General features: G+C 69.8%; 10 protein-coding genes and 1 tRNA gene. 7 read left to right on the top strand and 4 right to left on the bottom strand.

Translation table 11 applies throughout. The annotated features are described in order from the left end of the window. Nucleotides 1-11 precede the first annotated feature (11 nt). From ACIBO1_RS02905 to ACIBO1_RS02885, 5 genes are all read left to right on the top strand, one after another. Entirely contained in the window at nt 12-779 is a 768-nt protein-coding gene (locus ACIBO1_RS02905; RefSeq protein WP_396740961.1) for an ABC transporter ATP-binding protein, read from the top strand. After that, nucleotides 776-2113, top strand: coding sequence for a hypothetical protein (locus tag ACIBO1_RS02900; RefSeq protein WP_396740959.1), 1338 nt, complete (start codon nt 776-778; stop codon nt 2111-2113). The genes ACIBO1_RS02905 and ACIBO1_RS02900 overlap by 4 nt, the downstream gene beginning before the upstream one ends. Continuing rightward, nucleotides 2110-2688 carry a hypothetical protein gene (locus tag ACIBO1_RS02895; protein WP_396740957.1) on the top strand — a complete coding sequence of 193 codons (579 nt, stop codon included), beginning with the start codon at nt 2110-2112 and terminating at the stop codon, nt 2686-2688. The genes ACIBO1_RS02900 and ACIBO1_RS02895 overlap by 4 nt, the downstream gene beginning before the upstream one ends. A gap of 870 nt (nt 2689-3558) precedes the next feature. Further along, nucleotides 3559-3631 (top strand) — tRNA-Arg (locus ACIBO1_RS02890). A 275-nt stretch (nt 3632-3906) separates the two neighbouring features. Continuing rightward, on the top strand, nt 3907-4128 hold the full coding sequence (locus tag ACIBO1_RS02885; protein WP_396741494.1) for a hypothetical protein: 222 nt from the start codon (nt 3907-3909) through the stop codon (nt 4126-4128). Here ACIBO1_RS02885 and ACIBO1_RS02880 read toward each other — a convergent pair. The 4 genes from ACIBO1_RS02880 to ACIBO1_RS02865 form a co-directional block, all read right to left on the bottom strand. Further along, nucleotides 4121-4534: a hypothetical protein gene (locus tag ACIBO1_RS02880; RefSeq protein WP_396740955.1), complete on the bottom strand. Its 414-nt coding sequence runs from the start codon at nt 4532-4534 to the stop codon at nt 4121-4123. The genes ACIBO1_RS02885 and ACIBO1_RS02880 overlap by 8 nt on opposite strands. Nucleotides 4535-4587: 53 nt before the next feature. Further along, nucleotides 4588-4725 (bottom strand): hypothetical protein, encoded by a 138-nt coding sequence (locus ACIBO1_RS02875; protein WP_396740953.1) that lies wholly within the window; start codon nt 4723-4725, stop codon nt 4588-4590. Between the two features lie 158 nt (nt 4726-4883). Beyond that, complete coding sequence (locus ACIBO1_RS02870) at nt 4884-7094, bottom strand: hypothetical protein (protein ID WP_396740951.1); 2211 nt, start codon at nt 7092-7094, stop codon at nt 4884-4886. 925 nt (nt 7095-8019) lie between these two features. Beyond that, nucleotides 8020-23412: a hypothetical protein gene (locus tag ACIBO1_RS02865; RefSeq protein WP_396740949.1), complete on the bottom strand. Its 15393-nt coding sequence runs from the start codon at nt 23410-23412 to the stop codon at nt 8020-8022. A 284-nt stretch (nt 23413-23696) separates the two neighbouring features. Between ACIBO1_RS02865 and ACIBO1_RS02860 the strand changes: the two genes are divergently transcribed. Then, nucleotides 23697-24032, top strand: a complete 336-nt coding sequence (locus ACIBO1_RS02860) for a WXG100 family type VII secretion target (RefSeq protein WP_117229463.1) — start codon at nt 23697-23699, stop codon at nt 24030-24032. Nucleotides 24033-24068: 36 nt separating this feature from the next. Continuing rightward, a complete protein-coding gene (locus ACIBO1_RS02855) occupies nt 24069-24380 on the top strand; it encodes a WXG100 family type VII secretion target (RefSeq protein WP_147333516.1) in 312 nt (103 codons plus the stop codon). Nucleotides 24381-24423: the final 43 nt, after the last annotated feature.

Genomic DNA, 24423 nt, shown 5'->3' with positions numbered 1-24423 from the left:
CGGAGAAGATCGTGGCAACGACAGTGCAGGCCGAGAGCTTGCGAGTGAGAACGGGCCGGTACGTGGCCGTCGACGGCGTCGACCTGGACCTGGGTCCCGGCGTCCACGGGCTGCTCGGCCCGAACGGCGCCGGCAAGACCACCCTGATCCGGGCGCTGGCCACCGTGCTGCCCCCGTACGCGGGTCGGCTCCGGTTGCAAGGCCAGTCGATGGATGCGCGGCCCGACCTGCGAGCGGTGCGGCGCGGCCTGGGCTACCTGCCCCAGGAGTTCGGCTACTACCCGCGCTTCACCGTGTCGGAGTTCGTCGAGTACATGGCGTGGATCAAGGACGTACCCGGCGGCCGACGTCGCCGTGCCGTACGCCACGCGATCGAGCGGGTCGGTCTGACCGACCGGGCCGACTCACGGATGAAGGCGCTCTCCGGTGGCATGCTGCGACGGGCCGGCATCGCCCAGGCGATCGTGAACGAGCCGGACCTGCTGCTGCTCGACGAGCCGACCGTGGGCCTCGACCCACAGCAGCGGCTCGACTTCCGGGCCCTGCTGCGTGACCTCGGCGAACGCTCCTGCGTCGTCGTCTCGACCCACCTCGTCGAGGACGTCGCCGCCGCCTGCACCAGCGTCGTACTCGCCGACGCCGGCCGGATCGTGTTCCACGGCACGCCGGACGACATCGCGGCGGCCGGCGGTCCCGACGACGCCGGGGACAGCCCGATCGAACGCGGCTACTCGGCGCTGATCGGGCGGCACCGCGCCGGACTGGTGGTGGCGCCGTGAACCGCATCCTCCGGATCGAGCTGCGCCGTTCCGACGCGCTTCTCGCGGGTGCCGTGACCGCCGCGCTCGGCGTGGCCGGACTCTACGTGCTCGCGTTCACCGGGCAGACCGCCCTCTGGGACCAGCAGTGGAACCTCCTCGCCGTCTTCCAGCGCATCATGCTGGTGATCCTCTGGCCGCTGGCGCTGGCGGCCGGTGCCTGGCAGGCCGGTCGGGACCGACGCCACCGGATCGAGGAACTGCTCGGCACCACACCGGCTCCCCGCTGGCGGCGCACCGGCCCGTTCGCCGTGGTCACGGCGGCCTGCCTAGCTGTCGGTTTCCTGCTCGTGCTGCTCGGCGGGGCACCGAAGGTCGCGGCCACCGCCGGGTACCCGGGCACCGGCTGGCCGGCGGTGACGCTGGTCGGCGTACTGGCCCTGGTCGCCGCCGGCTGGCTCGGCCTCGGCGTGGGCCGGCTGCTGCCGTACGCGTACACCCCTGCGGTCCTGGGTGTGGGTGGTCTCGCCGCACTTCTCGCGGCGATCGAGCTGACCCGGCCCAGCGAGGCCACGGACCCCAGGGCAGCCCTCCTGCTGCCCTTCTTCACCACCACGATCTCCGAGTTCGAGATGGTCGCCGGCGTGGTGAGCGCGGGCCAGGCCTGGTGGTTCGGCGGGCTGGCCGCCGGGGGACTGGTGCTGTTCCTCGCGAGGAACCCGCTGGTACGGCTGCTCGCCGTCGCCCCACCGGCACTCGGACTGGCACTCGCCGCACCGATGCTGACTGTTCCCCTGGAAGAGGCGTTCCCGGTCGACCCGGCCGCCGTCGTCGAGGTCTGCACCACCGACGACGGGCCACGGGTCTGTGTCACCGCAGCCCACAGCCGGGAGCTACCCGCTCTCGTCGCACCGGCCCGGGAAGCATTGGGCCTGCTGGCCAAGCTGCCGGACGCGCCGACCTCGGTCCACGAGGCCGCACCCGGCCTCGGCCGTGCACAGCCGGCCTCCGAGGCGTGGGTGGACACCGACAACCTCGGTGCCACCGACGATCCCGCCGAGCTGACCGCCCGCATCCTGGCCGGTGCCGGTACACCGCTCTGCGTCCGCGCCGACGACGACGCGTACCTCGACGTGCTGCGCGCCCGATCCGTGGCAGCCGCCTGGCTCCACGGCAGTCACCCGGTGCCCGGTCAGAGCCTCTTCGGGGAGGAACAGGCCGTTCGCGAGCAGATGTGGCAGACCTTCACCGCGTTGCCCGCCGACGAGCAGGTACGCCGGGTCGCCGCCGTACGCGCTGCCGGCCTGACCTGCGGTGACCAGGCCGCCGCCCTCGGCGTCGGAGCCGACCGGTGACGCCCGCGCTGCTGTTCCTGCGCTCGCGTGAGGTGCCGGGAGGGTTGCTGTTCGCGGTGCCGGCGATGGCCCTCCTCGCCTGGTTCGGCGCCGCACAGACCCACCCCAGCCACGCCGTGACGACCGCCGCTCTCGCCCTGGCACTGGGCACGGCCGTTCTCGGGTACGGCCTCGGCGGGCCGGACGGCACCCTGGACGCGACCGCGGCGATCCGGTGGGCCCCACGCCGAGCGCTGCACCTGGCCGCGATCTTCGTGGTCGCATCCGCCGTGGTGACGGCCGTGACGACGGCGCCGGTCGGCATCGTCCTGCGGGACGCGGCCGGTTTCGTCGGGCTCGCCGCCGCGGCGGTGGTGTTGTTCGGGCGGCGACTGGTCTGGACGCTGCCGGTGGTCGTGGGTTGCGTGTCGGCCGCCATCCCGGCCGTCCCGGAGCCGTTCGCGCTGTACCTGCTCACCTGGGCGGGCCAACCGGCGGACAGCGTCGCGGCCCTGGTGACCGCAGGGATACTCGCGGTGACCGGTGTGAGCGCCTATGTGATCCGTGGTCCCCGCCGGATCAGCCCGGTCAGCTGATCCTGTTCCGTCGGTCGTTCGTCGTCCGTGGTCCGTGGTCCGTCGCTCGCCGGTCGGTGGGCTGTTCGCTGGGGGACTCGCGATGCAGCGCATACTCGACGCGTGTCCTCCCAGCAGTACGAGAAGATGCGGCAGCGGTATGCAAGTATCGGCAGCGGGGAACTCGTTTCCGTTGTGGTCTTCGCCGTAGTGGCATGGCGGGTCACATCACGATTTGCAGACCCGACAGATGTACGCGCTCTGTGGTCCGCGCTCGTTCCGCTCCTGCTGATCCTGATTCAAGGCGGGGCGTACTGGCTGCTCGCGCGTCGCTGGATCGGGACGGGCCACATGCCGCGCGGGCTCGCGGCCGTGTATCGCGTGTTTCGCGTGGTCGATGTGGCCATCCTGGCCGGCGGTCTGGTCGGGGTGCTCGTATGGTTCCCGGACTCCCTCGCCATAAGTGCCCTGGTGGTCGGAATCTGGCTGTTCGGTGTGCTTGAGTATGTGAACTACTTCGTGGTGAGGCTGAGCTACCCGCTGTTCGCAGGTCGCTCGGGGCCGATCACCACGGCTTGTCCAGGACCTGCACCGCAGCCGGCGGCAGCCGCCCATGGCGCATCGTCACCATCGAGGCAGCGCCGACTGAGGACGCGCCCTGCGGTTGTGATCCCCTCCGGCCCGTCTCGACTCCGCGACGCCAACCGGGTCCGCCGGGGCTCGTCAAGATCAACGATCTTCGGGCCAGCGCGGCGTGCGTGCCAGCCACAGGGCGGCGCTGACGTGCGCGGCGGCGCGGTGTCAGTCCGACCGGCCAGGGTGGCGCAGGTCAACGCGGGCCACTCCCTGCCATCCAGTGGTGCCCCGCAGGTCGCTAGACTGGCCACTCGCGCCCTCGTAGCTCAGGGGATAGAGCATCGGTTTCCTAAACCGTGTGTCGCAGGTTCGAATCCTGCCGGGGGCACCTCGAAGATCAGCCCAAATGCCTTCTTGCCTGCGGATACGCTTCCCCGTCGATTCGCCGAGGTGTGCAGCCGGGCACCACCCGAAGCCGCCGTTTGCCGCCCTCCGGGCAAAATACGTGCAATGATCTTGGATGCATCAGCAAGGCTGTCTGCCCAGCTCAGCGGTTCTTCCGAGGGTGCCAGCAAGCGCGGGCTGTTTGGCAGGATCATGGTCCTGATGATCGGCTAGCCGACACCGCCCAGCCGCGCCGACGTTGAGGCCCGGTTTACAGCCATCCTCGACGGCAGCCAGTCGCGCGACGAGGTTGACCGTTGGGCAACCCGGGCTATGCAGAGCCTGGAGTACGCAGAGGTTGATGAGACGATCTGGTGGGCACTCGGGATGCTTTCCGGCATCGATCTGCGCCACGGGCCGGGTGAAACGTACCTGCATGACGATGAACAGGTGCGCGGCTGGCTCGCAGAGTTCCGGGTACGTTGCGGCGTCATCAGTTGAGCGCCTTCTTGATGCGCTCGTTCATCCGGCTGCGGTCCCCGTCGAGGCACTTGGCGTAGACCTTGAGCAGCACGTAGACCGAGTGGCCGGCTCGCTCTGCGGCCTCCGGAGCTGGCAGACCGGCGTTAAGCCACAGTGAGACCCGGCGTGCCGCAGGTCGTACGGCCGACCACCCAGGGAAGAAGCCACCCGCTCCGGTGGCAGGCTGAATCGCCGCGCCTCCTCCCACACTCGGGAGTACGTCGAGGACGCCACCACGTTGCCCCGCCCGCTGCGGACAGCGCCCGTCGGCGTCCACGCCGAAGCGGTCGATGTGTGTCCGCAGGATCGCCACCAGCTCCGGCGGGATCGGCACTTCCCGCGCCTCTGCCTCGCCGCGATGCTTGAATCCCCGGTCGTCGTGCACCTCGCCACTGTCGGTGTACCGCTTCCCTGCCGCATGCCGGGACTTCTCCAGCGTCAGCAGTCCCAGCCCTTCTCCTGAAGGTGGCAGTCCCGCTCCCGCAGGCCCAGCGCCTCACTCGGTCGTAGCGCCGCAAAGTACAGGCAGGCGTAGAAGGCGACCAGGCGCTCACCGCGCCGTCCTTGAGGTAACACAGGTCAAGTCCCCTCCGCGGAGGGGACTTGATTCGTTTCCGCCGATCATCCCTCCGGCACAGAGGCAGCGAGAAGGCAGCCCTTCCGAGACCGTGAGTTTCACCGCGGGAAATCCCGGGGCTTGGGCTGTCGCCCAAGCCCCGGGACACCGGTCGCGGTTAGAAGTCCTCCTCGCCTCCCGCGTACTCGTCTTCGTCGTCGGCGTTTTCAGCGACGAGGTCGTCTTCCGGGTGCGGTTCGTTCATGGTGATGATTGCGCTGATCTTCTGGGCGCGTCGCTGGAGCTCTGCCCAGTCGTCACGATTACCCAGCGCTGGACCCATGGCTCCGACGCTCTCAGCCGGTTGGAGGAGCCGCCTGAGGATCTCCTGGGCGGATCCGAGAGTCGAGATGAGGCTCTCCCGCAGCTTCTGCGCGTTTGCCTCTTCACTCTGTGGCATGGTGAAGCCGCTGTCGGCCTGCCCCGCCTCGGCCGCAGCCTTGGCGGCCCGTTCCGGGTCGGAAAGGCGGACGACTTCATACTGGGTGAGCTTTACCGGCTGGCCGGTACCGTCCTCGCGGATCTGGCTGGGGTTGCCCGGGTCGACGGCCGGGACGGTGTAGGCGTCGATCACATCCTGGACGTCCTTGAAGTCACGCTCGCTGAAGGCGTTGACGGCCGGCCGCCCTGCGTCGAAGGTCTGCGCGGCGTAGGCGAGCTGGTACAGGCCGACTTCGTTGCCGTGAGCGCCCAGACTGTCCACGATGTCGTTGGGGTTGGCTCGGAACGGAACGACACCGGACTGCAGGGCGCTGCCGATGTTGCTGGCGAGGAGGCGGTCGGCGACCAGAGCGATGCCCCCGGCGACCTGCAGGGTGCGCCGAGCGTTGATGTCGCCATTCATGGCCTTCGGCACCAGGGACAGGAAGTGGTCCGTGGGGATCGGTTCCCACTCGGCGCCGAGGAGCCTGTGCGGGATGGGGCCGCCGCCGGACCAGGCCTTGCGGGCCTGCTGCAGGCTGCGGGCCTTGGCGGTGCGCCAGGGTACATCGACTAGGGGCCCAAGGTAGCTGACGAAGCGCTTGCCCTGGATGTTGGTCAGGCCCAGCAGGGAGCGGAGCTGCTCCTTGATCCCGGCGAAGGCCTCCGGCTGGGTGAGCGCGTGTACTAGATACACGGCGCGCCACAGCGCCGTGTCCGGGATGCGGGCATCCCCGAAGATCCGGCTGACCTGCTCGGGGCCGAGGCGGCCCATGGCGAGCTTCACCACGTCGGGATCGAGCTTGCCGGCATGCTGGGCCCGCATGAGCGCGCGTTCCCCGACGTCGACGGCTTGGGCGGCGGGGTCCCAGCTACGGAATTCGGTGTGGATGGAACCCACGACGGCCCGGATCGCCTCGGAGAACACCTCGTCGGCGGGCAGCATGACGGTCGCCGTGGCCTGCACGTCGACGTAGATCTGCGCAGGCATAGTGAAGGTCTGCCCGATGCGCACGGAATCTTCCGTGGGCATGTCACCAACAACACCAGCCGCGAACCGGGCCCGCAGCTCACTCGCGATCCGATCGCGCCCTCGGGCGTGATCTTGAGAGGCGTCACTCGCCTTACCCGCCCGCGGGGGTGCCTCCGCCATGAGTTCACTGATCATGTGCTGGGCCACGTCGTCCGGCGTCGCCTTGGAGCCGATCCTGGCGGCGGCAGCCGACACCAGCCGGGTGAGCCCGTCCCGCACGGCGAGCACGGTGAACGGCTGGGAGCCGTCCTCGAACTCGAGCCGGACCACATGGGCGAGCACCGGCCGGCCAACCCGGCGCGCCAGGATCGAGGGCGCGTAGTCGTTACCGGTGCGCCGGGTATGCGTGATGGTCTGGTACATGTAGTTGGCCAGATGCTGCCGATCCTCGAAGGTCAGCACCAGCTCGGCGAGCGGCTCCTTGTTCTCATCGAGCACGCCGCTGATGTGCGGACGCTTGACCGTGAGCGACTCGGCCTCGGTGCGCGGCTGCAGCAGCGGCCATAGCTCGCTGGTCCACACGTGGCCAGTGACCTGTGACAGCGTCGCCGTCTCGACCGTCTCGGTGACCAGCAAACCGCCCTTGATGAGCTGACCGGCCGTCTCCGGGCTGACTAGGGCGCGGGCGACGGCATGCCGTCCGTCCTCATCCAGCAGCCCAGCGCCCTCGGCGGCACGAACAAAGACCCCGCGAGTCCTCGCCGAGGTCGCTTCGGGCAGCTCCTTGCGGAAGTTGACGATCGTCAGCGGCTCTTCCCCGCCGACGCTCAGCTTGACCGGAGTGATCTCGGCTGCAGCGCTATCGGGCTGCTCATCGCCAGTCTGCTGCAGCGCCCCGTCCTCAACGTCGGACGAGTCGACGGGGGCAGAAAACACAGGAGTAACCACAGGGGTCTCCGATCTTGCACGCCCTGAAAGCCCTCCCGGAACGTCCGGGGGCCCTGCCCGGCTCAACTCCGGGACGCGGGGGATCGTGCTACGGTCCGCGCTGCGTCTCACCGTTCACTTGGGCACGACACACGTCGACCAGTCAGGATCACGGCATCTGGCCGCTCGGCCTGGCTGTCTTCGAGGCCCCGGAGGGCCACCCAGACGGTTCCGGATGAGCAGTGCCTCGCCAACAGTGGGCGCGACGAGGTCAAGTTATCCACAGCCGCTGCGTTGCTGTCAAGTCCCAAACGCTGCCATGCGGAGCGCTTGCCACTTAGTCGGTAAAGCGGGAGAGCCGGGCTCTCCGACTCAGGTGGCTTCGCTGGAGGCAGCAAGGAGACATCGGAACTCCTGGCAACCGGCAGTAAAAGACGGCACAGAGCAGCGGAGAAGGCTTACCCGGCTAAGCACGACAGTGAACGACGACATCCAACGATGCTCCGGTTCAGCGTTCGGGACGAGGAGGTCTCGGCTGTACAGCCATGCATACAGCCAAGCCGACCGACGGCCACGGTCCGAGGTCGACTTCAGGCGACACGGCGAGCAGGCCAACGACGGTCACCGACATCAGCCGACAGGAGTCTCAATCTTTGCAAGGCAGGGGTAGTGCGCTTGCGGCTCGCCCTGGGGGGCGGCCTCCGGCCGTCCTCGGGCGCCCGCAGCGCTGTGCAGAGCGCCTGCAATGATCTTGGATCGCTGCGACAAGGCTCCCGGACGCGCAGGTGACGGCCACAGTGGATGGCTTACCTCAGTCGCCTTCCTAAACCGTGTGTCGCAGGTTCGAATCCTGCCGGGGGCACCTCGAAGATCAGCCTAAACGCCATCTCAGCTGCGGACACGCTTCTGTGTCGGTGGCTTGGGGCGTCGCCGGCTAGCAGCTCACCAGCCTTTCGATCAGCAGTTTCAGCAGTCCTGCGTGCTCGGGCGCCGGGCTCCCGCTGCGCTCAGGGTGGCCGGGAATGCCGGAGCTGCGCACCTGACGACGTAGCTCGTCCATCCGGGGAATCCAGAACGACTTGTCGAACGGGTCGAGTACGCATGCGTCCACCGCATCGATCTCTGGCCAGCTTCCGGTCGGCCCGGGGGTGCCTGCCCTCGTGACCGACATTCTGAGCACGTGGTGGACGGCGGTGAAGGCCATCGCGTTGCCCTGTCCGTAGTCGAGACCGACGCGCCGGCCCTGCGTCGGGCTATCCGCGCGTTCCACGACGCCCCACGCCAGCATCACTGCCAGTTCCCGGAACGCCGCTCGTTCGTACATCATCTGGAGGAGTTGGTCGTTCCACGGTTTCCGGGCCTGCCGGTCGGGTCTCGCCTGCAGGTAGTCGAAGGCGAACGCCGTCGGCACCGGCCCCGGCGGCACGAGCCATGGTTGCGCACCGTCGGCAGCCGCCATCGGTCCGGCGACGCCTCCCGCTAGGTCCACCAGGTCGAGGGCGGCGCGGTAGGGGGCCGCCACCCGGTTGTCCGGATCGAGTCGAGTGAGGGCGTGCATCGCCTCGATGCTGTCCCGCTGCGACAACTCGGTGATGTGCTGGTGCAGGTAGTGCTGGGCGTCCGACCAGTCTGCCTGCCCGAGCCATCCGGTCAGCACCTCCGGCAGGGCGGGCAGGGCGGTGGTCGGCCCCGGCGTCTCGGCCATGCTGAAGATTCCCGCTGTGCCGCGAATCGACCACAGCTCGTCTGCGAATCGCTGTGCCGCGCGGCGGTCGGGCTCGGGATGACCCGTGGCCGCCGACGGGGAGAGGGTCAGCGACAGTTTCGCGTCGACCGGTACGCCTGCGGCGGTGAGTTCCTGGTGGAACCTTTCCGGTCCGAATCGGCGGGTGCCGGCGACCAGTTCTGTCGTGGCGGGGTCCAGGGTCGCGAAGGCCGAGACGTAGCTCTGGTAACGGGGCATGCCGTCGATCACGGACGGGCGAGCGATGTCGTGGTCGACCGGTGGCAGGTACACCCCGGCCTGGACCGGCAACAGCGCCGGCTGCCGGGTCTGCGCGGTTCCGGTAAGACCCGGTTGACCGTCGTCGTCGGTCACGGGGTGTCCGGCCTCTGCCGGGTCGGGGTCGGGTGCTCGCACCACGACCGGCGCCTCGGCCGGTTCGGGAGGGCTGGCGGTGAGCTCCACGACGTCAGGTGGTGAGGGGATCGCGGCCAGCAACCCGGCGACGCCTGCCTCGCTGAGCCTGTCCCGCGCCCACTTCAGCAACGCATACCGTGCGCGTTGCGCGCCGTTCGGCGTCGTGTCGTCCCGCACGATGCCCTGCTGCTCTGCCAACTGGTCCAACCGACCGAGCAGAACCTGGATGTCGCTTTCGTCGGGATCGGCCCCGGCGAGGTCCAACAGGATGTCGACCACATGGCCAAGGGCCAGGGTCTCCTGGGGGGCTTCGGGACCGGTGCCCACCGGCACGACGAATTCGTTACTCGGGTGGCCGCGGCCGAACGCCTGCTGATGAAACCGCCGGTCCTGGTCGTTAACGGGATTTATGACACTCCGGTTGAGGCGTGGTGGCCTCGGCGGCATCGGATCGGTCCGTCCGAGTGTATGGACGAAACCCTGGAGTGCGAGATCGGCACCGATGGTGACGGTCGATGCGATCCTCCGGCCGAACTGCTCCACGATCCATGGTATCGGTTGTCCTGGTGCACCGATGACGATCCGAGCGCCACCGGAATAGGACAGCTCCCCCCGGTGGTCGGTCGGTCGGATCCAGAGGCGATCCTCGACTGTGACGACGTCCCATCCGGCCAGGAATTGGTACCTGCCGTCGCTGATGTATGGCAGACCAAGGCCTGCGATCTCGACCACATGATTGCGTGGGTTGGGATTGACGGCGTAGTACGCCGCAAACGGGCCGAAGGTCGGCATGAGCGAGTGTGAGTAGGCATCGAAGTGTTCGGAGAGGTCACCGGAAACGTCCACCAGATTCGAGGCCAGCATTAGCCTTCGGCCCTCCCCGACCAGTCGGGCGAGCTCAACGGCCTGCGGTGCGCTCACCTGACCAGAGATCATCAGCTCTATGAGTGTCGTGTCGGGCAGATCGTCAAGGATCTGCCTCAACACGTGGGGTGCCCTGATCGCGTCGCCGACCTCCACCACGACGAGCCGGTGCCTCCCGCTCGACATCCGCGTGGGCGGTGCGGTGTGCGAACCTGCCGGGCGTAGGAACGTTCCTGCCGGCCCCAGGTCAATCGATTCGAAGCCGTCGATCTCCCGCATCTGCGTGTGCGGTGTCATTCGCCAGTCTCGCGTCGAACCGGCCTTCCGGAGCTGCTGCTGAAGTTCGAACTGCGCCTGGGCTACCGAATCGCCGTACTCGGTTATGGTCAGCGCGTTGGCGTACTGCCATCGCGCAGCCTCCCGGCCCCGCATGAGTCGGCGTTGTAGCCGGGGCAGTCTGCTGATTCGTCGAATCATCCCACGGCGCCGTACTGCCTCCCAGAGCAGATCTGCCGCGCGCTTGACGTCGTCCCGCTGCAACCGCGCCTGGTGGTAGTATCGGAGCCACTCCGAATGCCGTTCGTCGCCCGGGTTGCGGGTGTTCCACATGTGTTCCACGGCGTTCTCGTTCGCCGTGTGCCGCGACATCTGCGACTTGTGGATTTCTGCCTGAGCCTGCATCGTGACCACCTCTGCCACGAGCAGTTCTGGCAACAGTTCGACGAGGGTTTCATCGACCGATCTGACGGTGAGATCCATCCTCCACGGCATCGGGTCGAAAGTGGCCTGAGCCCGGTCTTCGCCGGTAGCGATGAACGTCGCCATCATCGGCACGTCGATCCACTGAGCAAGCAGTTCCACCAGCCGGTACCACGCTATCCGCTGCTCGTTCCAGCCTCGACTACCGTCGAGGAGCGAGTAGCGTTCGCGCACCCAGTCCAGGGCGAAGCGCCACAGTCGCGGGTCCATGGTGTCGGCGAGACGCCCCGTCGACGAGGGGGCCGGCCCCGCGCTGACTGCGGACGGGTATGGCTGGTACCTGTCGAACACCTCGGCCGAGCCGCGATCGACGCGGGAGAGGTGCAGCACCGGACGGGGGCCGGGGTACGTCTGCACGGTCGAGCTCTGGTCGCTGTGCACGACGATGTTGACGTCCAGTGCTCTGGCGATGGCCTCGGGGAGGTGTCGGCCCAGCGCCGTCGCGTGCAGGTCGACCTGTGCCAAGCCCTCCTGCAGATGACGCGTGCTGGTCGCGGTGGCGTCGACGAGAAGGTGCACCAGCCGTACGCGGTGCGGATCCAGAGCGGTCAGTGCCCGCATGAGCTGTGCTTTGAACCGGGGAGTCGGCCGTTCGACCCGTCGGGCGAACTCCGCCCGCCACTGGCTACGTCGGTGTTCTCGTACCCGTGCTCCGCGTGCGGCCAGCACCGCCTCCCGGATGGTGTGGCCGTCCGCGTCGGGCAGCCGACGTCGTACCGCAGCCGATGCCTCGGCCTGCCACCGGTCGAGTTGCTCCGGCGTCGGCTCGGGAGTGCGGAAACCGGCCAGGAGCGCGGCCAACGTGCTGAACGGCAACTCCTCGGCCAGCAGGGCGCCCCGCCCACCGCCCACGTCGGCGAACCGTGCCGGCTCGGCCGCCACGAGCGATGTCACGAAGTCCCGCAGATGGCGGGGGGTGTGGATCTCGGGCGGCAGGGGGAAACCCTGCCACGCCGCGGCGTCGAGGACCGCACCCAGCAACCCCCGGTGGGCCCACTGCCTTTCCCCGGCCGAGGTCGCAGCGGCGAGGAGAGGTGCGGGCGTACCCGCGTGCAGCCGGTCCGCGATCTCGTGACGCAGCAGCTCGACCTCGCGTTCGCCCGTCACATCCATCCTGGGTCTTGTCGGCGAGGTCAGCCAGGAGGCCACCGAACCCAGCACGGCCATGTCCTCGTCGGTGGCACCGCTTGTGGGAACGGTGTCCAGGAGACTTCGGACCTCTGCCGCGAGGCTCGGGATCGGGCCGGGCGGAGACCCGCCGTCTTCGGCCAGATCGCCCAGCCCGACCTGCTCACGCTGGAACCGTTCGTGCCAGGCGCCGATCGTCGCGCCGCTGCGCCCCAGCTCCTCCCAGAGCCCCGCCACGCTGGCCTCTCGCAGCGTCAACGCGGTGTCCGTATTGGCGACCGGTGGGGCCGAGCGCAGGTACGCATCAGCTCGCCGCTGGACACCCCGCAGATAGTCCAGCGGAAGGCGGAGCGTCTCAAGGCTGGTGACGGCGTCTCGAGCTGCCATTTCCGGGGTCGTCCCGGCGACTGCGGCGACGAACGCGGCGGGATGCTCCGATCTGGTGGAGACCGGCCACACGGCACGGTCGCCCATACCCCGCACCCTAGCGGGCGGAGAGTCCGGCGGCGGATACCACGAGTTGAGGTGGAACAGGGCGGCGACCTGTGCGCGTCCGGCCTGGTCCAACCCCAGGGCGGCCAGCAATGCCGTTATCTGCGGTCCCCCCGACGGGTCGAGGAACCACCCGGCCACCTGCTGCGGCTCAGACCTGGTCGTGGCGAAATTCGTGCCGACCGGATCAGCACCGGAGTCGGGCAGATCCGAGGCGGCCACGGAGGCGCGTGCCGTGGCGGCCAGGAGCGCCAACACCACGAGTACCCCGCCCTGCAATCCGCCCAGGCCGGTCGCGAGGATGCCGGGATAGGTGAGGCCGACCTCGACCGCGTGGGGTCTCGATCCGGCCGCGCCCACCTCCGGCGGGACGACGGGATTCAGCCACGGCAGTTCCGGTGAACCGAACAGCCGGGTCAGCGCGTCCTCGTGGGCACGAACGAGACGGTCCAGCGCCGCCGTACGGTCGACCGACTGCCCGGTCCTCGTGGTCGGCAGCGGCGCCTGGTCCGCCGTGATCGCCATCCGCTGGACGAACACGCCGTACCGTCGCATGGCCTCGATTACGGCGCCGAGTGCGCGCCACACCGGTGGGCTGTCCACGAGTTCCTCGGCGTGGATGACGAACTGGTCGACTTCTTCCGGGTCCGGCTCGATCCTCAGCCGGGACCTGCGGCTATCCGGAATGGTCGCGGGCTGTGCCGTGTCCAGCGCAGACTGTGCGGCGGCCAGCGCGTCGGCGAACGGGTCCCGACGGTCCTCGGCGGCCACCCACGTCCACGGCTCACCTGGTACGTCGTCACTCCACATGCCGTCGATGGTGAGAGCGAACGTCCGGCCGGACCCGGGATCGCCCAGGCGGCCCCACGCGTTCGCCAGGAAGTACGGCACCGGTGGTCGTCCGGCGCCGATCCGATGCCGGAGCCAGTCCACGGTCTGCGACGGATCGGGCCACCTCCCGCGTCTGTCCGAGGCGTTCGCCTCGAACGTCGCCGGCAGCGTGTCGCGCCACACCCGGGGCCGATTCAGGCGCGCATCGACGGTGGTCGGGTCGAGGATCAGTACGTCCCAACCATCCCGGTCCAGGAGATCCCGCAGAGCTGCGGTGTCGGGCGTCTGCCACACCGCACGATACGCCGCCCGTATCGCCTCGTCCGGCAACCCGAGCTGCCCGCTGATCAACTGTCGGAGCACATCCGAGACGGGTTGATCTCCCGGCACCCGGCCGGGTACGAACACGTGACGGCCACCGGCCGCCCGCACCACCGCAGCCCGATAGGACATCCCCAGTTCCGGATCGGTCAACCGGGACGTGACCTCGGCGGCGGCAGCCAGCCCCGCCGTCGACCGGCCGGCGGGCAGGATCTCGGCCAGCAGGCCGGCGTCGGGCACCTCGTGCGTCTGCGGCAGCGTCTCCGGGATCGTCGGATCGTCCCGGACCGGACCCAAACCCCGCGCCATCGGGTGATCCGAGGCCTTCCGCTCCGGACGGAAGATCGTCAACAGCGCGGCAGCCTGGGCGCGGGTCGACTCGTCGGCGAGCAAACCCACCAGCCGCCACCCGTCGAGGCCCAGTTCGAAGGCGTCGTCCGCGTGATCGCCGGGTGGCCGGAACGTCCAGTCCCACCATTGCGGGTCGGGGAACGGCCGGCGGGCCAGCTCCACCATCTCCGCGATGATCCGGAGGCCGGCCTGGGGTATGCCGGGCAACAGGAGTTCCTTTCGGGCATCCAGTCGAAGCCGGACGACATCCTCGGATCTCCAGGCCACCCTGACGGAAAGACCACTGGCCTCGCGGTGGGCCCGGAGGAACCCGGCGAAGCTCGAATAGCCGTACTGCGGCGGTGGGTCCTTCCTGTTCGCGAGGCCGATCTGGCTCAACGCGTTGAGATGTGCGTAGTAGAGGTGGGCCAGCCGGAGGTAGGCGGCGGCGTCCGCGCCGTACCCCGTCCTGACCTCGACCGTTGCCTCGTTGATCGTGAAACTCAGGTCTCTGAGCGTGTCGAGCACGTCCGCGAGACCGGCCCAACCGCCCCACCCCGAGCCGAACGTGAACACCAACGAGTACCGGCCGTCCGTGGGGCGCCCGACACGCACACCGGCTATGTCCGAGAGGTTGGCGAACGCCCTCTCCGCCTGCTGGGAATCGTCGCTGAGTGACGACAGGAGACTGATCGACATGCCGTCCGGCACGGGTGCGTCCCGGAGCAGCGGGCTCAACCATTCGTGCGGTGCGGAGTCGGGTCCCGCAGCCGCGCCCATCGCCCGGATCAGACCGGCGACGTTCTGCGGGGCTTCCTGCCGACCGGCATGGGCGGTGATCCGGCGGAACACCTCGGCGCGCTCATACGGCTCGGCGTATCGCAGGGCTGCGGCGCTGACCTCGGCGACGTCGCCTCGGGTCAGGGTCGCCGAGCCGTCGTGGTTCCACACCGGCCACAGGTCCGACGTGTCGAGTCCGTACGTTTCCTCGTCGGACCGCTGCCGCCTCTGATACGCCTCGGTCACCTGGCTCGGCCCGGCTGCGCCGCCACCGGCCCCCTTCGGTGGTCGACTCAGGTTGGCGTACACCGCCAGCGACTCGGCCGGGACGTCCGCCCTCGCGGCGCCTTCCAACAGACCGCGGAGACCGAGCCAACTGCCGTCGTCGTTGAGTTGATGGACAAGCCTCGGTGGCACTTTCCCCTGGTTGAACACGATGTCGTAGAGGTGGTCGGTGGGCGTGTCAGTCAATTGCCGCGACTGCCAGTCCGGGCGGCTCCGGATCGAGTCGGCGACCGCGCCCACCACGGCGAACCTCATCACACCGGCTTCGTCGGCGTCGTTGAGCCGTGTGAGGTCGTCCTCTGGGCCGAGGACTGCCGGATCGACACCTAGTACGGAGGCCAGCGCGAACAGTTTGTCCGAGGGGACGCCCAGCCGTGACGCGTGGTGTTCGACGTCGGGCACCTGCCCGATCCGGACGCTGAAACCGGTGACCCACCAGACGCTGACCCGTAGCGCTGCGGACAACTCGTATCGCCGGTGCAGGTCGAGGCCGAGATGGTCGGCCATCTCTGACAGGGTCGTCAGGTACTGCACACGGTGGTGATCGGGCAGGTCATCCCACAGGTGCTCGACGAGGCTCTCGATCGGATCGACATGCGACACACTGGACGTCTCGTCATCCGACTCGTCCGCCATCTCGACATCCGACTCGCTGCCCCTGCCGGCGTCCGAGTCGACGTCCATCGCTGAGCCTGGTCTGCTGGTGTTCGTCGCGGACGGCAGACCCAGCACACTGGTCAGCCACCACCCGAGATCGACCTGATCACCCGGCCAGTCGGTCGGGGCCAGTCGCCAGTCGGTGAGGAACGCCAGCGGCACCTGCGCGGCCCAGAACGTGTCCGTCTCACCGAAGCTGACGGTGTCGGGCCACAGTCGTCGTAGCACGTGGTCGGCGAGCGCCGGGATATCCGTGGGTGGCTCCTGGTGGCGTGGCAACGCCGCCGCGATCGGCCCGAGCTGGACCAGCGGCACGTCCCACCGTGCGGCCATGCCGAACAGCCACGTCGCGGTGTCGGGATGTGCGTCCGGTGGCAGCGGCGGGACGTCGGCGGCCTTCAGCCCGCCCCACCGGCGGGCGTAGGCCAGGGCCGTCGGCACCGGCACCGCCAGATCACGGGCGGCGTCGAGTACGGCGACATGGTCCAGCCACGGACGGTCGATCAGGTCGCTCTCGACCTCGTGGCGCGGAATGCCCACCTGTTCGGCGAGCCACTGGGCGAGCCACAGGTCCGCATCACGTGTCGCCGCTAGCTGCGGGCGGACCGGAGGAGGCTCGTCCTCGTCGAACCGGCGCGCCGAGTCGTCCATCGCCTGCTCCAGCAGCCCGATCCAGTCCAGGCCCATCAGACGCTGGTGATACTCCGTGACGCTGGCGTGGCCCACCCGGAACCTGCTGAACATCAGGTCGTGCAACTCGTTCGGGGTCAGCCCGTCGGCCCCTGACCCGGTGGGCAGGCGTGCCCCGACCCAGAAGGTCCACGCCGGAGGTGGCACCGGCTCACCGTTCGGCCCCTGCGAGAGCAGGCGAACCAGGTGTTCGACGGTCAGTCGGTCGTCCGACCGCTCGGGCGCGTGTACCGCCAGTCGGTGCAGAATCGACCGCATCGGCAGGAGATCCAGGATGTTCACGGACAACCGCCAGGACAGCTCCAGCGCGACCTCCGGCTCGACCCCGGCCCGATAGGCGAACCAGTCCAGCCGGTCCGGCACTTGGCCGGTCGTCGCGATCACGTCGAGCAGTCGCGCGATCTGCTCCTTCGGCAGGTGCAGTTTGTCGATCATCCGGGCCACCCGCGGCAGGTCGACCAAGGGGAGCGCGGCCACCGCCCGTACCTGCTCCTCGGGCACCTCCCACCGGTCGGCCCAGCCGGCGGCCTCCCGCACGCTCACCCTCGTCGACGGCATCGGCGCAGGTTCCAGATCGGCCGATTGCCGAATCGGCCGGGCGGGAGCCACCTCGTCCAGGAACCGCGTGATCTGAGGCGCCGGCACGTTGCCGACCATCTGGTATACCAGCGAGGGCAGGTGGCCGGACGGCAGGAGGTCGCTCAACTCGGTGACCGGGAACCCGAGCCCGCCGCTCAACTCCGCGTACCGCGTGACGTGTTGCAGCGACTTGAACCCGAGTTCTTCGGCGGTGAGTCGGACCTGATCCACCACCCGCTCGACCAGCGTCCCGACCTCAGCGGGCTGCACACGGTCCGCCCTCATGCCGACCACCCGCGCCGCGGTCCGGATCACTTCTCGGATGGCCAACAGGCCGGCGAGATCGATCTTGCCGGTCGTCTCCAGTCGATCGGACGGCCGCCCGCCCGGCGGCTCCTCCGCTCCGTCGACAGGAGGGACGCCCGGCGCCGCCGTCGGGTGCTCGCCCTCGGTGCCCGATGCGGTGCTCGGCCCGAGGCCGAGCTGCCCGGCCAGCGCGGTGAGCGCCAGCAATCGCAACGTGCTCCGCACCTTTCGCGCGGACTCGTCCGGCCCGACCGAGCCGAGGAACAGACCCAGGTCCGCCGCCACACCGTCGACGTCGTCGCTCCGGTGGGCCTGCTCGGCGGCCCAGGCCACGGACCGTCCGGCCAACCTGTCCGGAAGAGTGTGCACCAGTTCCAGCGGCACCCCCCGCTCACTCAGCCAGCGGAACGATGCAAGATCATCCGGGCCCAGTCCGAGCCGGGCGCTCAGCTCGGCCAGATACACCACCTCGACATCGGTCGACACCCCGAACGGCCCCAACCGCTCGCGCAGCCCGGTCAGCAGCACGTCCGCCGTAGCCACCCTGGTGCCGGTGGCACGCGTCCGCACCACGGTGACCAGTTCCGCACCGAGGATCCGTAGGGCGCCCGGCGGCAGACCGAGATCCTGGGCGACCGCGTACCACGCCCGTCGGACCGGCTCCACGAGATCCGCCGCAGCCCGCTCGGCCGCGTCGGTCGGAAGTGGCCCGTGCCCCGCCGAGATCGCCTCGACCGTGAGGTCGGTGACCTCGTCCGGGTCCGGCACGCTCTCGATCAGACGTACCCACTGCCGGGTCCTGGCCTCGTCCGGGCCCGTCACACCCAGGTCGCTGACCAGTCGGGTCCACTCGTCGCCGTGGAAGAGGTCGTCGGTCTGCGGCTGCCGACCCGCCGTCGGGGTGACCGCCGGCACCGTCGGGGACGCCTCCGACACCGGCTCGTCCGGCTCCCACACCAGTTGGTACGCCGGGGGTGGCGTCTCCTGCCTGAACCTTTCTGCGGTGGGCGGGTCCAGCGCCAGCTCCAGTGCGCCGTCGAGCCGGAAGACGAGCTCCGGCAAACCGCGATTCTCTGCCGGCTCCACCTGCACCAGTAGCCCGACCCGGACCCGTTGGGAGACCACGTCGTCTCTGTTGAGCGTGCCCAGGGGCAGCGCGTCGACCATCGCCATCCGGATCCTGAGCGGACCCGCCGCTGTGCCCTGGGGGCGTAGGGCGACGCCGAGCAATCCGGACAACCCGGGCCCGGACAACACCTGGTGCACCGTGTCGGCCTGCGTCAACTGCCGTCCAGCCGTTCGCCAGCGGCCCACCTCGACCTCCGCGACGACGGCGTCGTGCAGCGTCCGTACCGACACTGGATCGATGGCAGCCACTCGCGCCAGGCCCCGCCGCAGCGTCTCCGGTGGAAGATCCAGCACTGCGGGATTGAGTCGGTCCACCGTCGCGGCCAACTTCTCATCCACGCCGACGAGTTCGGCCCCGCGCCGCGCCACCCGCGACTGCGGCCCGGACAACACCTCGTCCGACACCAACGCCCGCAACTGCACCAGCGCCGCGCGGACCACCGGCAGGTCAACCGTCGGCGGATGCCCGGAGTGCTCCCATCGCACCGTCACCAGGAACGGTGCGGCATACCACTGCGCGGACTCCGCCGTGTCCACGTGCTGGTAGGCGTCGGCCGGGTCCGCGCGCACCACAAGCCGGACCCCCTGGTCGTCCGGTCTGCTCCCGCGCGCCGGGCGCAGCACCACACCGCTGTCGAACAGGCCGGAGGTACGCCATCTCGTCAGTTGCTCGCCGCTCAACAGGTCACGCAGCACGACCCGCTGGTTGGTGACCGCAGTATCGAAGGCCGTCGCCTCCCAGCGGGCGTTCAGCAGATGCGGCGCGTGATCCCGCACCAGGCTCGCCGCCAGCCCCTCGACACGCTCGCTCGGTGCGTCGTCGGCTTCGGACCGCGCATCGACGGCCATCGCGTCCGAACCGGTCTCGTCGGCCTCGGACGACGTGTCGATGTCCATCGGGTCCGACGGCGCTTCGTCGGCGGCGTCCTCGGCGTCTGGCTCCGAGACGAACACCACCTCGTCGACGAGCAGTGGGAACCGGCCCGGCACCAGCACGGCGGGTGGCCGCGGGCCGACCGCGACGGGTTCCTCGGCGGGTTCGGGCGGACTGGCGTCGAGTTCCAGACGGTCGTCCGGGTGTGCGGCGGTGCTGCCCGGCGGTGCTTGCGGGTCGAACTCGGCAAGGATCCGGTAGTACATGCCTTCGTCGCGCCACAGTCGCCGGAGCAACTCCCGCCGGGCTGCCATCGGGCTCGCCGTCGTACGTGGCAGGCGCAACCGCTCGGCGTACCGGTCGAGATGGGCCATCAGCGCTGCCGGGTCCCGCTCGGCCGGATCGGCACCGGCCTGGTCCAGCAACGCGTCCAGCAGGTAGTGACCGACTCGCGCCGGGACGCTCCCCGACGTGGGCAGGGCCCCCTGCCACTGCGCACCGAACGCCAGGTCGAGTAGCCGCCGGTCGTGCGCGGTCTCCGCGTGCAGCGACGCGTTCGACGGCCACGGTCGCGGCGACACCGGAGGCTCGGGTCGGTGCACCCGGACGAAGTCCGCGTCGGCGACGGCCCCGGTGTGGCTGGCCAGCGCCCGGGCGACCCACATGCCGTACTGCCAGACCGTCCACGGGACGGGGCGGTCAGGGGTGCCGATCACCACGCGCGGGTCGTCGTCGGCGATCCGTGGTGAGGCGTCCGCAGAGCCGATCCACACCCGGTCGCCGACCGTGACGACGTGCCAGCCCGGCAGCATCTCGAATCTGCCGTCGTCGCGGGCGCTGAGGGTGAACATGTCACCGACAGGAATGTCCCGTTGTGGGAAGGCATGGCCGGTGTAGTAGGCGGCGAACGGCGTGATGGTCGGTTGGTGTGCCCGGGTGTGTGCGACAAGCTGACCGGCGGCGGGATCCACCAGGTCCCGACCGACCGCCAGGACATGCTCGTCGCCCAGCACCTCGGCCAACAAGACGACGTCGGCCGCCGAGAGTCGAGCGGCGGGCAGCAACTCCACGAGTGCGCCGGTCGGAAGCACCGTCCGCAGGTCGGTGAGCCGTCGACGCGCGTCTGCCACGTCCCCGACCTCGACGACCACCAGCGGCCGATCCGGATGAGGCAGCCGCTGCGGCGGTGACGCCGTCGGTGTCCTCGGCAGGAAGACGCCCGCCGGGCCGAGGCTCAGAGCCCCCAACTCCGCGAGTACGGCCACCAACCCGTCGATCTCGACGTGCCAGTCCCGCACCGAACCGTCGGCGGCGAGAGTCAACTCCAGACGGAACGCCTGGGCCTCGGTCGGATCGTTCCGGTACACGGAATGCACACTGGCCTCGGCCAGCCGGGCCCGATCGCGGCCGGTCTCGATCCGGCGCAACACCCGTGGGCCGAACCGGTCGAGCCGGCGTGCCGAACCGAGTCGCATCTCTGCACGGCCCACCAGGTCGCCGACGGCGTCGAGGGCGACGTTCACCCACTGCCCCCGGGGTCGGCTCCGGCTGTCGTGCCACATCCGTTCGGCGGCCGGATACCTCGGGTCGTCGTCAGCGGGTCGCCCGTCCCTGAGGATCTCCTGGACCTCGGGGCTGGTGGTGCTCTGCGCGTACACCTCCGGTCCCTTCCGCCCGGCGCGCCACCAGGCGATCATGGCGGCGTGCTCGACGTGGAGCATCTCGTGGGCGAGGGTCCGCAGGGTGCTGTCGAGCGACAGACCGAGGTCGAGATGGACGTTCCACACGTCGGCGGAGAACGAGCCGTGGCCCAGGTGCGACGGCTGGCTCAGTTGGTCCCGTCCGACGAGTGTGGGCGAGCTGGTCTGTCGACCGATGACCCGGGCGACGCCCTTCCACGCCTGCCACTGGCTCTCGACGCCGTACCGCCCGATCAACCGTGGGTACGTCTGACGGACCCGAGCGCGTACCGCCTCACGCAGGTCGGGGTGGGCGGACCGGAACAGGTGGACGTCCTCTATGTCGGCGGTGCCGAGCAGCGCCCGGTGCGCCTGCTGCACCACCGGCCAGGACCGGTCGTCGAACGGATCGACGTGGAGCTCCGGCGTCGCGACCCCGGCGGACGAGGCCACGAACCGGCTCTCGTGGCTGATGCGTATCGGCCAGCCGAAGCGACGCAGGTCCGCCAGCATCTCCTCGCCGCCAAACCGCTCCAACATCCGGTCCAGCGGCATCGGCCGGCGTGCCGCCACCACCCGTCGTCCGTCCGTCCCGGACGGCAGCACCCGGGCGCGTGCCGTGACGGTCTTCCCGTTCACCGTGGTCCGGTACACCCGGTAGCCGTCGAGCAAGAGGTCCGGTCGGATCTCCTGACCGGTGTCGACGACGTACTGCACGAACTCGCGTGCCTTGTCCGCCTCCGTACGCAGACCGCCCGCCCGTTGCACCCGGTGCCAGGCCTGCCCGAGCGCATCGGACGCCGACTCCCAGCGGACGCTCTTGGCGAGCCGATAGAAGTAGCCCGCCTCGGACGACGACAGGATCGGCTCCGCAGCAGCCGGAGCCCGCAGCCGTCCGTCGGCATCCCGTGCCGGGCCGAACGGCGGCGTCGCAGCGGTACCGCCGTCCGGTGCCAGGCTCCAGCCCGAGGAGCTCAGCCGCTGTCGCGCGATCCGGTTGATCGTCTCCCGTGCGGCCCGGTAGTCGCGCGACCCCGCCTTCGATCCCGGCAGCAGCGCCATCCCGTAGTCGTCGCTGCTGAGCTGCTGCAACTTCGCGTTGATGACGCTGACCAACTGGAAGTACGGCTTGCTGCTGTGCGCGGTGACGTAGAAGGCGGCCAGGTCCAGGGCGCCCGGGATGTCCGAGTGGTTGTGCAGCTGCGACATGGCCACATGGTCGTTTTCCTCGAACGTGTGGATGTCGTAGCGACCGCGCGGCCTGCCGTCCGGGCCGAAGATCAGGAATCCGGTGGAGCCGTACCTTCCGTCGACGCCGTCCGGCGGGGGCTTCGCCACCGCGTACGAGCCGTCGGCGAAGACACCCACCGTGTGGGGCGGCGGCCACGTCGCCGGTGCGGTCTCGGTGCCGGCTGCCGGAAGGACGTGGTCCCCGGGCCGCAGCGGCGGCGTCACCACGCTGTCCACCCCGCCGGGCGCCGGCATCTCGACCACGTCGCGCAGCAGGGCGTCCAGGGTGGTCGCCCCTCCGTCCGCGTCGACCACCACCATGCGCGTCTCGGGTTCACGAATCGCGGCGGCCAGCCATCCTTCGCCCACCGGCACGGCGATCGGCCCCGCGCCGCCACCGGGCGCAGGCGACGCACCGAACCACCACACCACCCCATCGCGCGGGACCAACCAGCCCAGTCCACCCGTGCCCGCACCGGGCCGCAGACGCACCAACGCCGTCGAGTCGGGGACCCGCAACAGGCCGTCGAACAGCGCGTCGACGTCGCCTGTGGGCACCGGTTCGCCACCCGTCGCCGACAGCACGTCGGCCACCGACGCCGGCATGACCTTGCCCCTCAGCGCCGCCTCGTCCACCGTCGGCGGCAGTCCGTGACGCACCAGGCGGAACGCCATCGCGACGGCCGCCGTCGGCACCGGGACCCGCAACCGCTGGTGCGACTCCGCCAACCACCCGGCCAACGTCTCGATCCGGGTCCAGGGGGGTCCGGTCCGGTCGGACGCGATCTCGACCGCCGTGCGGACCGCCTCTCGCGCGGCGACGTGCGACCACGGCAGGCTCCGCACCGCCACGGCGTCGTCCCACGACGTCTCCCGACCCTGCGGGTCCACCGGCACCAGCCGCGCCGAGCGCGCCGACCCGACCGGTACCTGCACCTGCACCCGGTACAGATCCGCGAGCTTCTCCACCACTTCCGCGTCGTCCACCAGGCGACGCCCGTCGACTCCCCAGCGCTCGACCTCCCACGGCACCAGCACCAACTGGTCGGAGAACGGCTGCCCGTGGAGGAAGTCCGCGCCGACCGCCGAACGGGGCTTCTCCTCCGCCAGGAAGACCAGGGCCGCGTCGACCGGCCGCACCGCGGCGAGCGAGGCCGCCAACGCCGCCGAATGCCCGGTCTGCGTCAGCTCACCGGTGAGTACCAGCCGGCCCGCCACCACGAGAATCTCCCGGCAACCATGAGCGACCGGCACACCATCACCTCCCGGTCGTTCCTCCGGCACCGCCAGCCTCGGATGGTTTCCGCCGTTCGGTGCTCCGAGTCGGCCTCCGTGCCCAGGACACTCCCGCCGCACGGTGGCACGACTCGCCGTATCGCCGGTAGTCCCTTTATGTCCGCGCCGGGTGTCCTCACCGTCCGGTGCGGCGGGTGTCCCTGGAACTGGTGACTGTGCCGGTCCCGCAGCGGCAGGGCAGGCTGGGACGGGACCGCCGTCCGGACGGCCAGGGGGCCGAGCGGCATCGACCGGGAGGGCCTATGAAGCTAGTCGACATCACTCCGCAGATGCTGCTGGACGGGTCACAGTCCTGCACCGACACGGCTGCACAACTACAGGCGCGGCTCGCGACACTGCGACGGGACGTGGACGACCTGGCGTCGTACTGGTTGGGGCCGGGCTCCAAGGCCTACAAGCAGACCATGGAGGAGTACGACTCCTGCGGCCGGATGCTCAACGACGCCCTGAACGGGATCTCCAGGGGCCTGCAGCGCAACGCCGGGAACTACGTCACGGCCGACGAGGCGACGGTGCGCACCATGCCCGAGATCAACGGTATTCCGGCGGCCCGCCTCGGGCCCGAGCCCGGCGCCTGACCGGAACCGTCAGCCCGCCCGAGTAGAGGAGTTCGCGTGACCGACAGTATGGGTAGTCGCATCCGGGTCCCCCCGGAGTTGGAGTTCGCCGGCGCCAGGCTCAAGAGCACCGCCGACGAGCTGGTCGAGATGCTCGCCACCCTGAAGAGCAAGCTCGTCCCGCTGGAGGAGAGCTGGGTCGGCGAGGCACGCGAGGAGTACGTCGGACTCCAGGGGCAGTGGAACGCCGGAGCGAACGGTCTGTTCGGCGTGGACGGTGCGCTCGGCGACATCGCCAACGCCGCCAACCTCGCGTGGAACAACTACTCGGAAGCGGAGTTCTCTAACCTGCGTACCTGGCGGGGCTGACGATCATCGCAGGCCGGGGGTCTTGAACATCCGAGACCTCCGG

The sequence above is a fragment of the Micromonospora sp. NPDC049903 genome, from assembly GCF_044460945.1.
Lineage (GTDB): Bacteria > Actinomycetota > Actinomycetes > Mycobacteriales > Micromonosporaceae > Micromonospora.
Note: the sequence above shows the minus strand (reverse complement) of the source record. Positions and strands in the feature narration are given on the sequence as shown.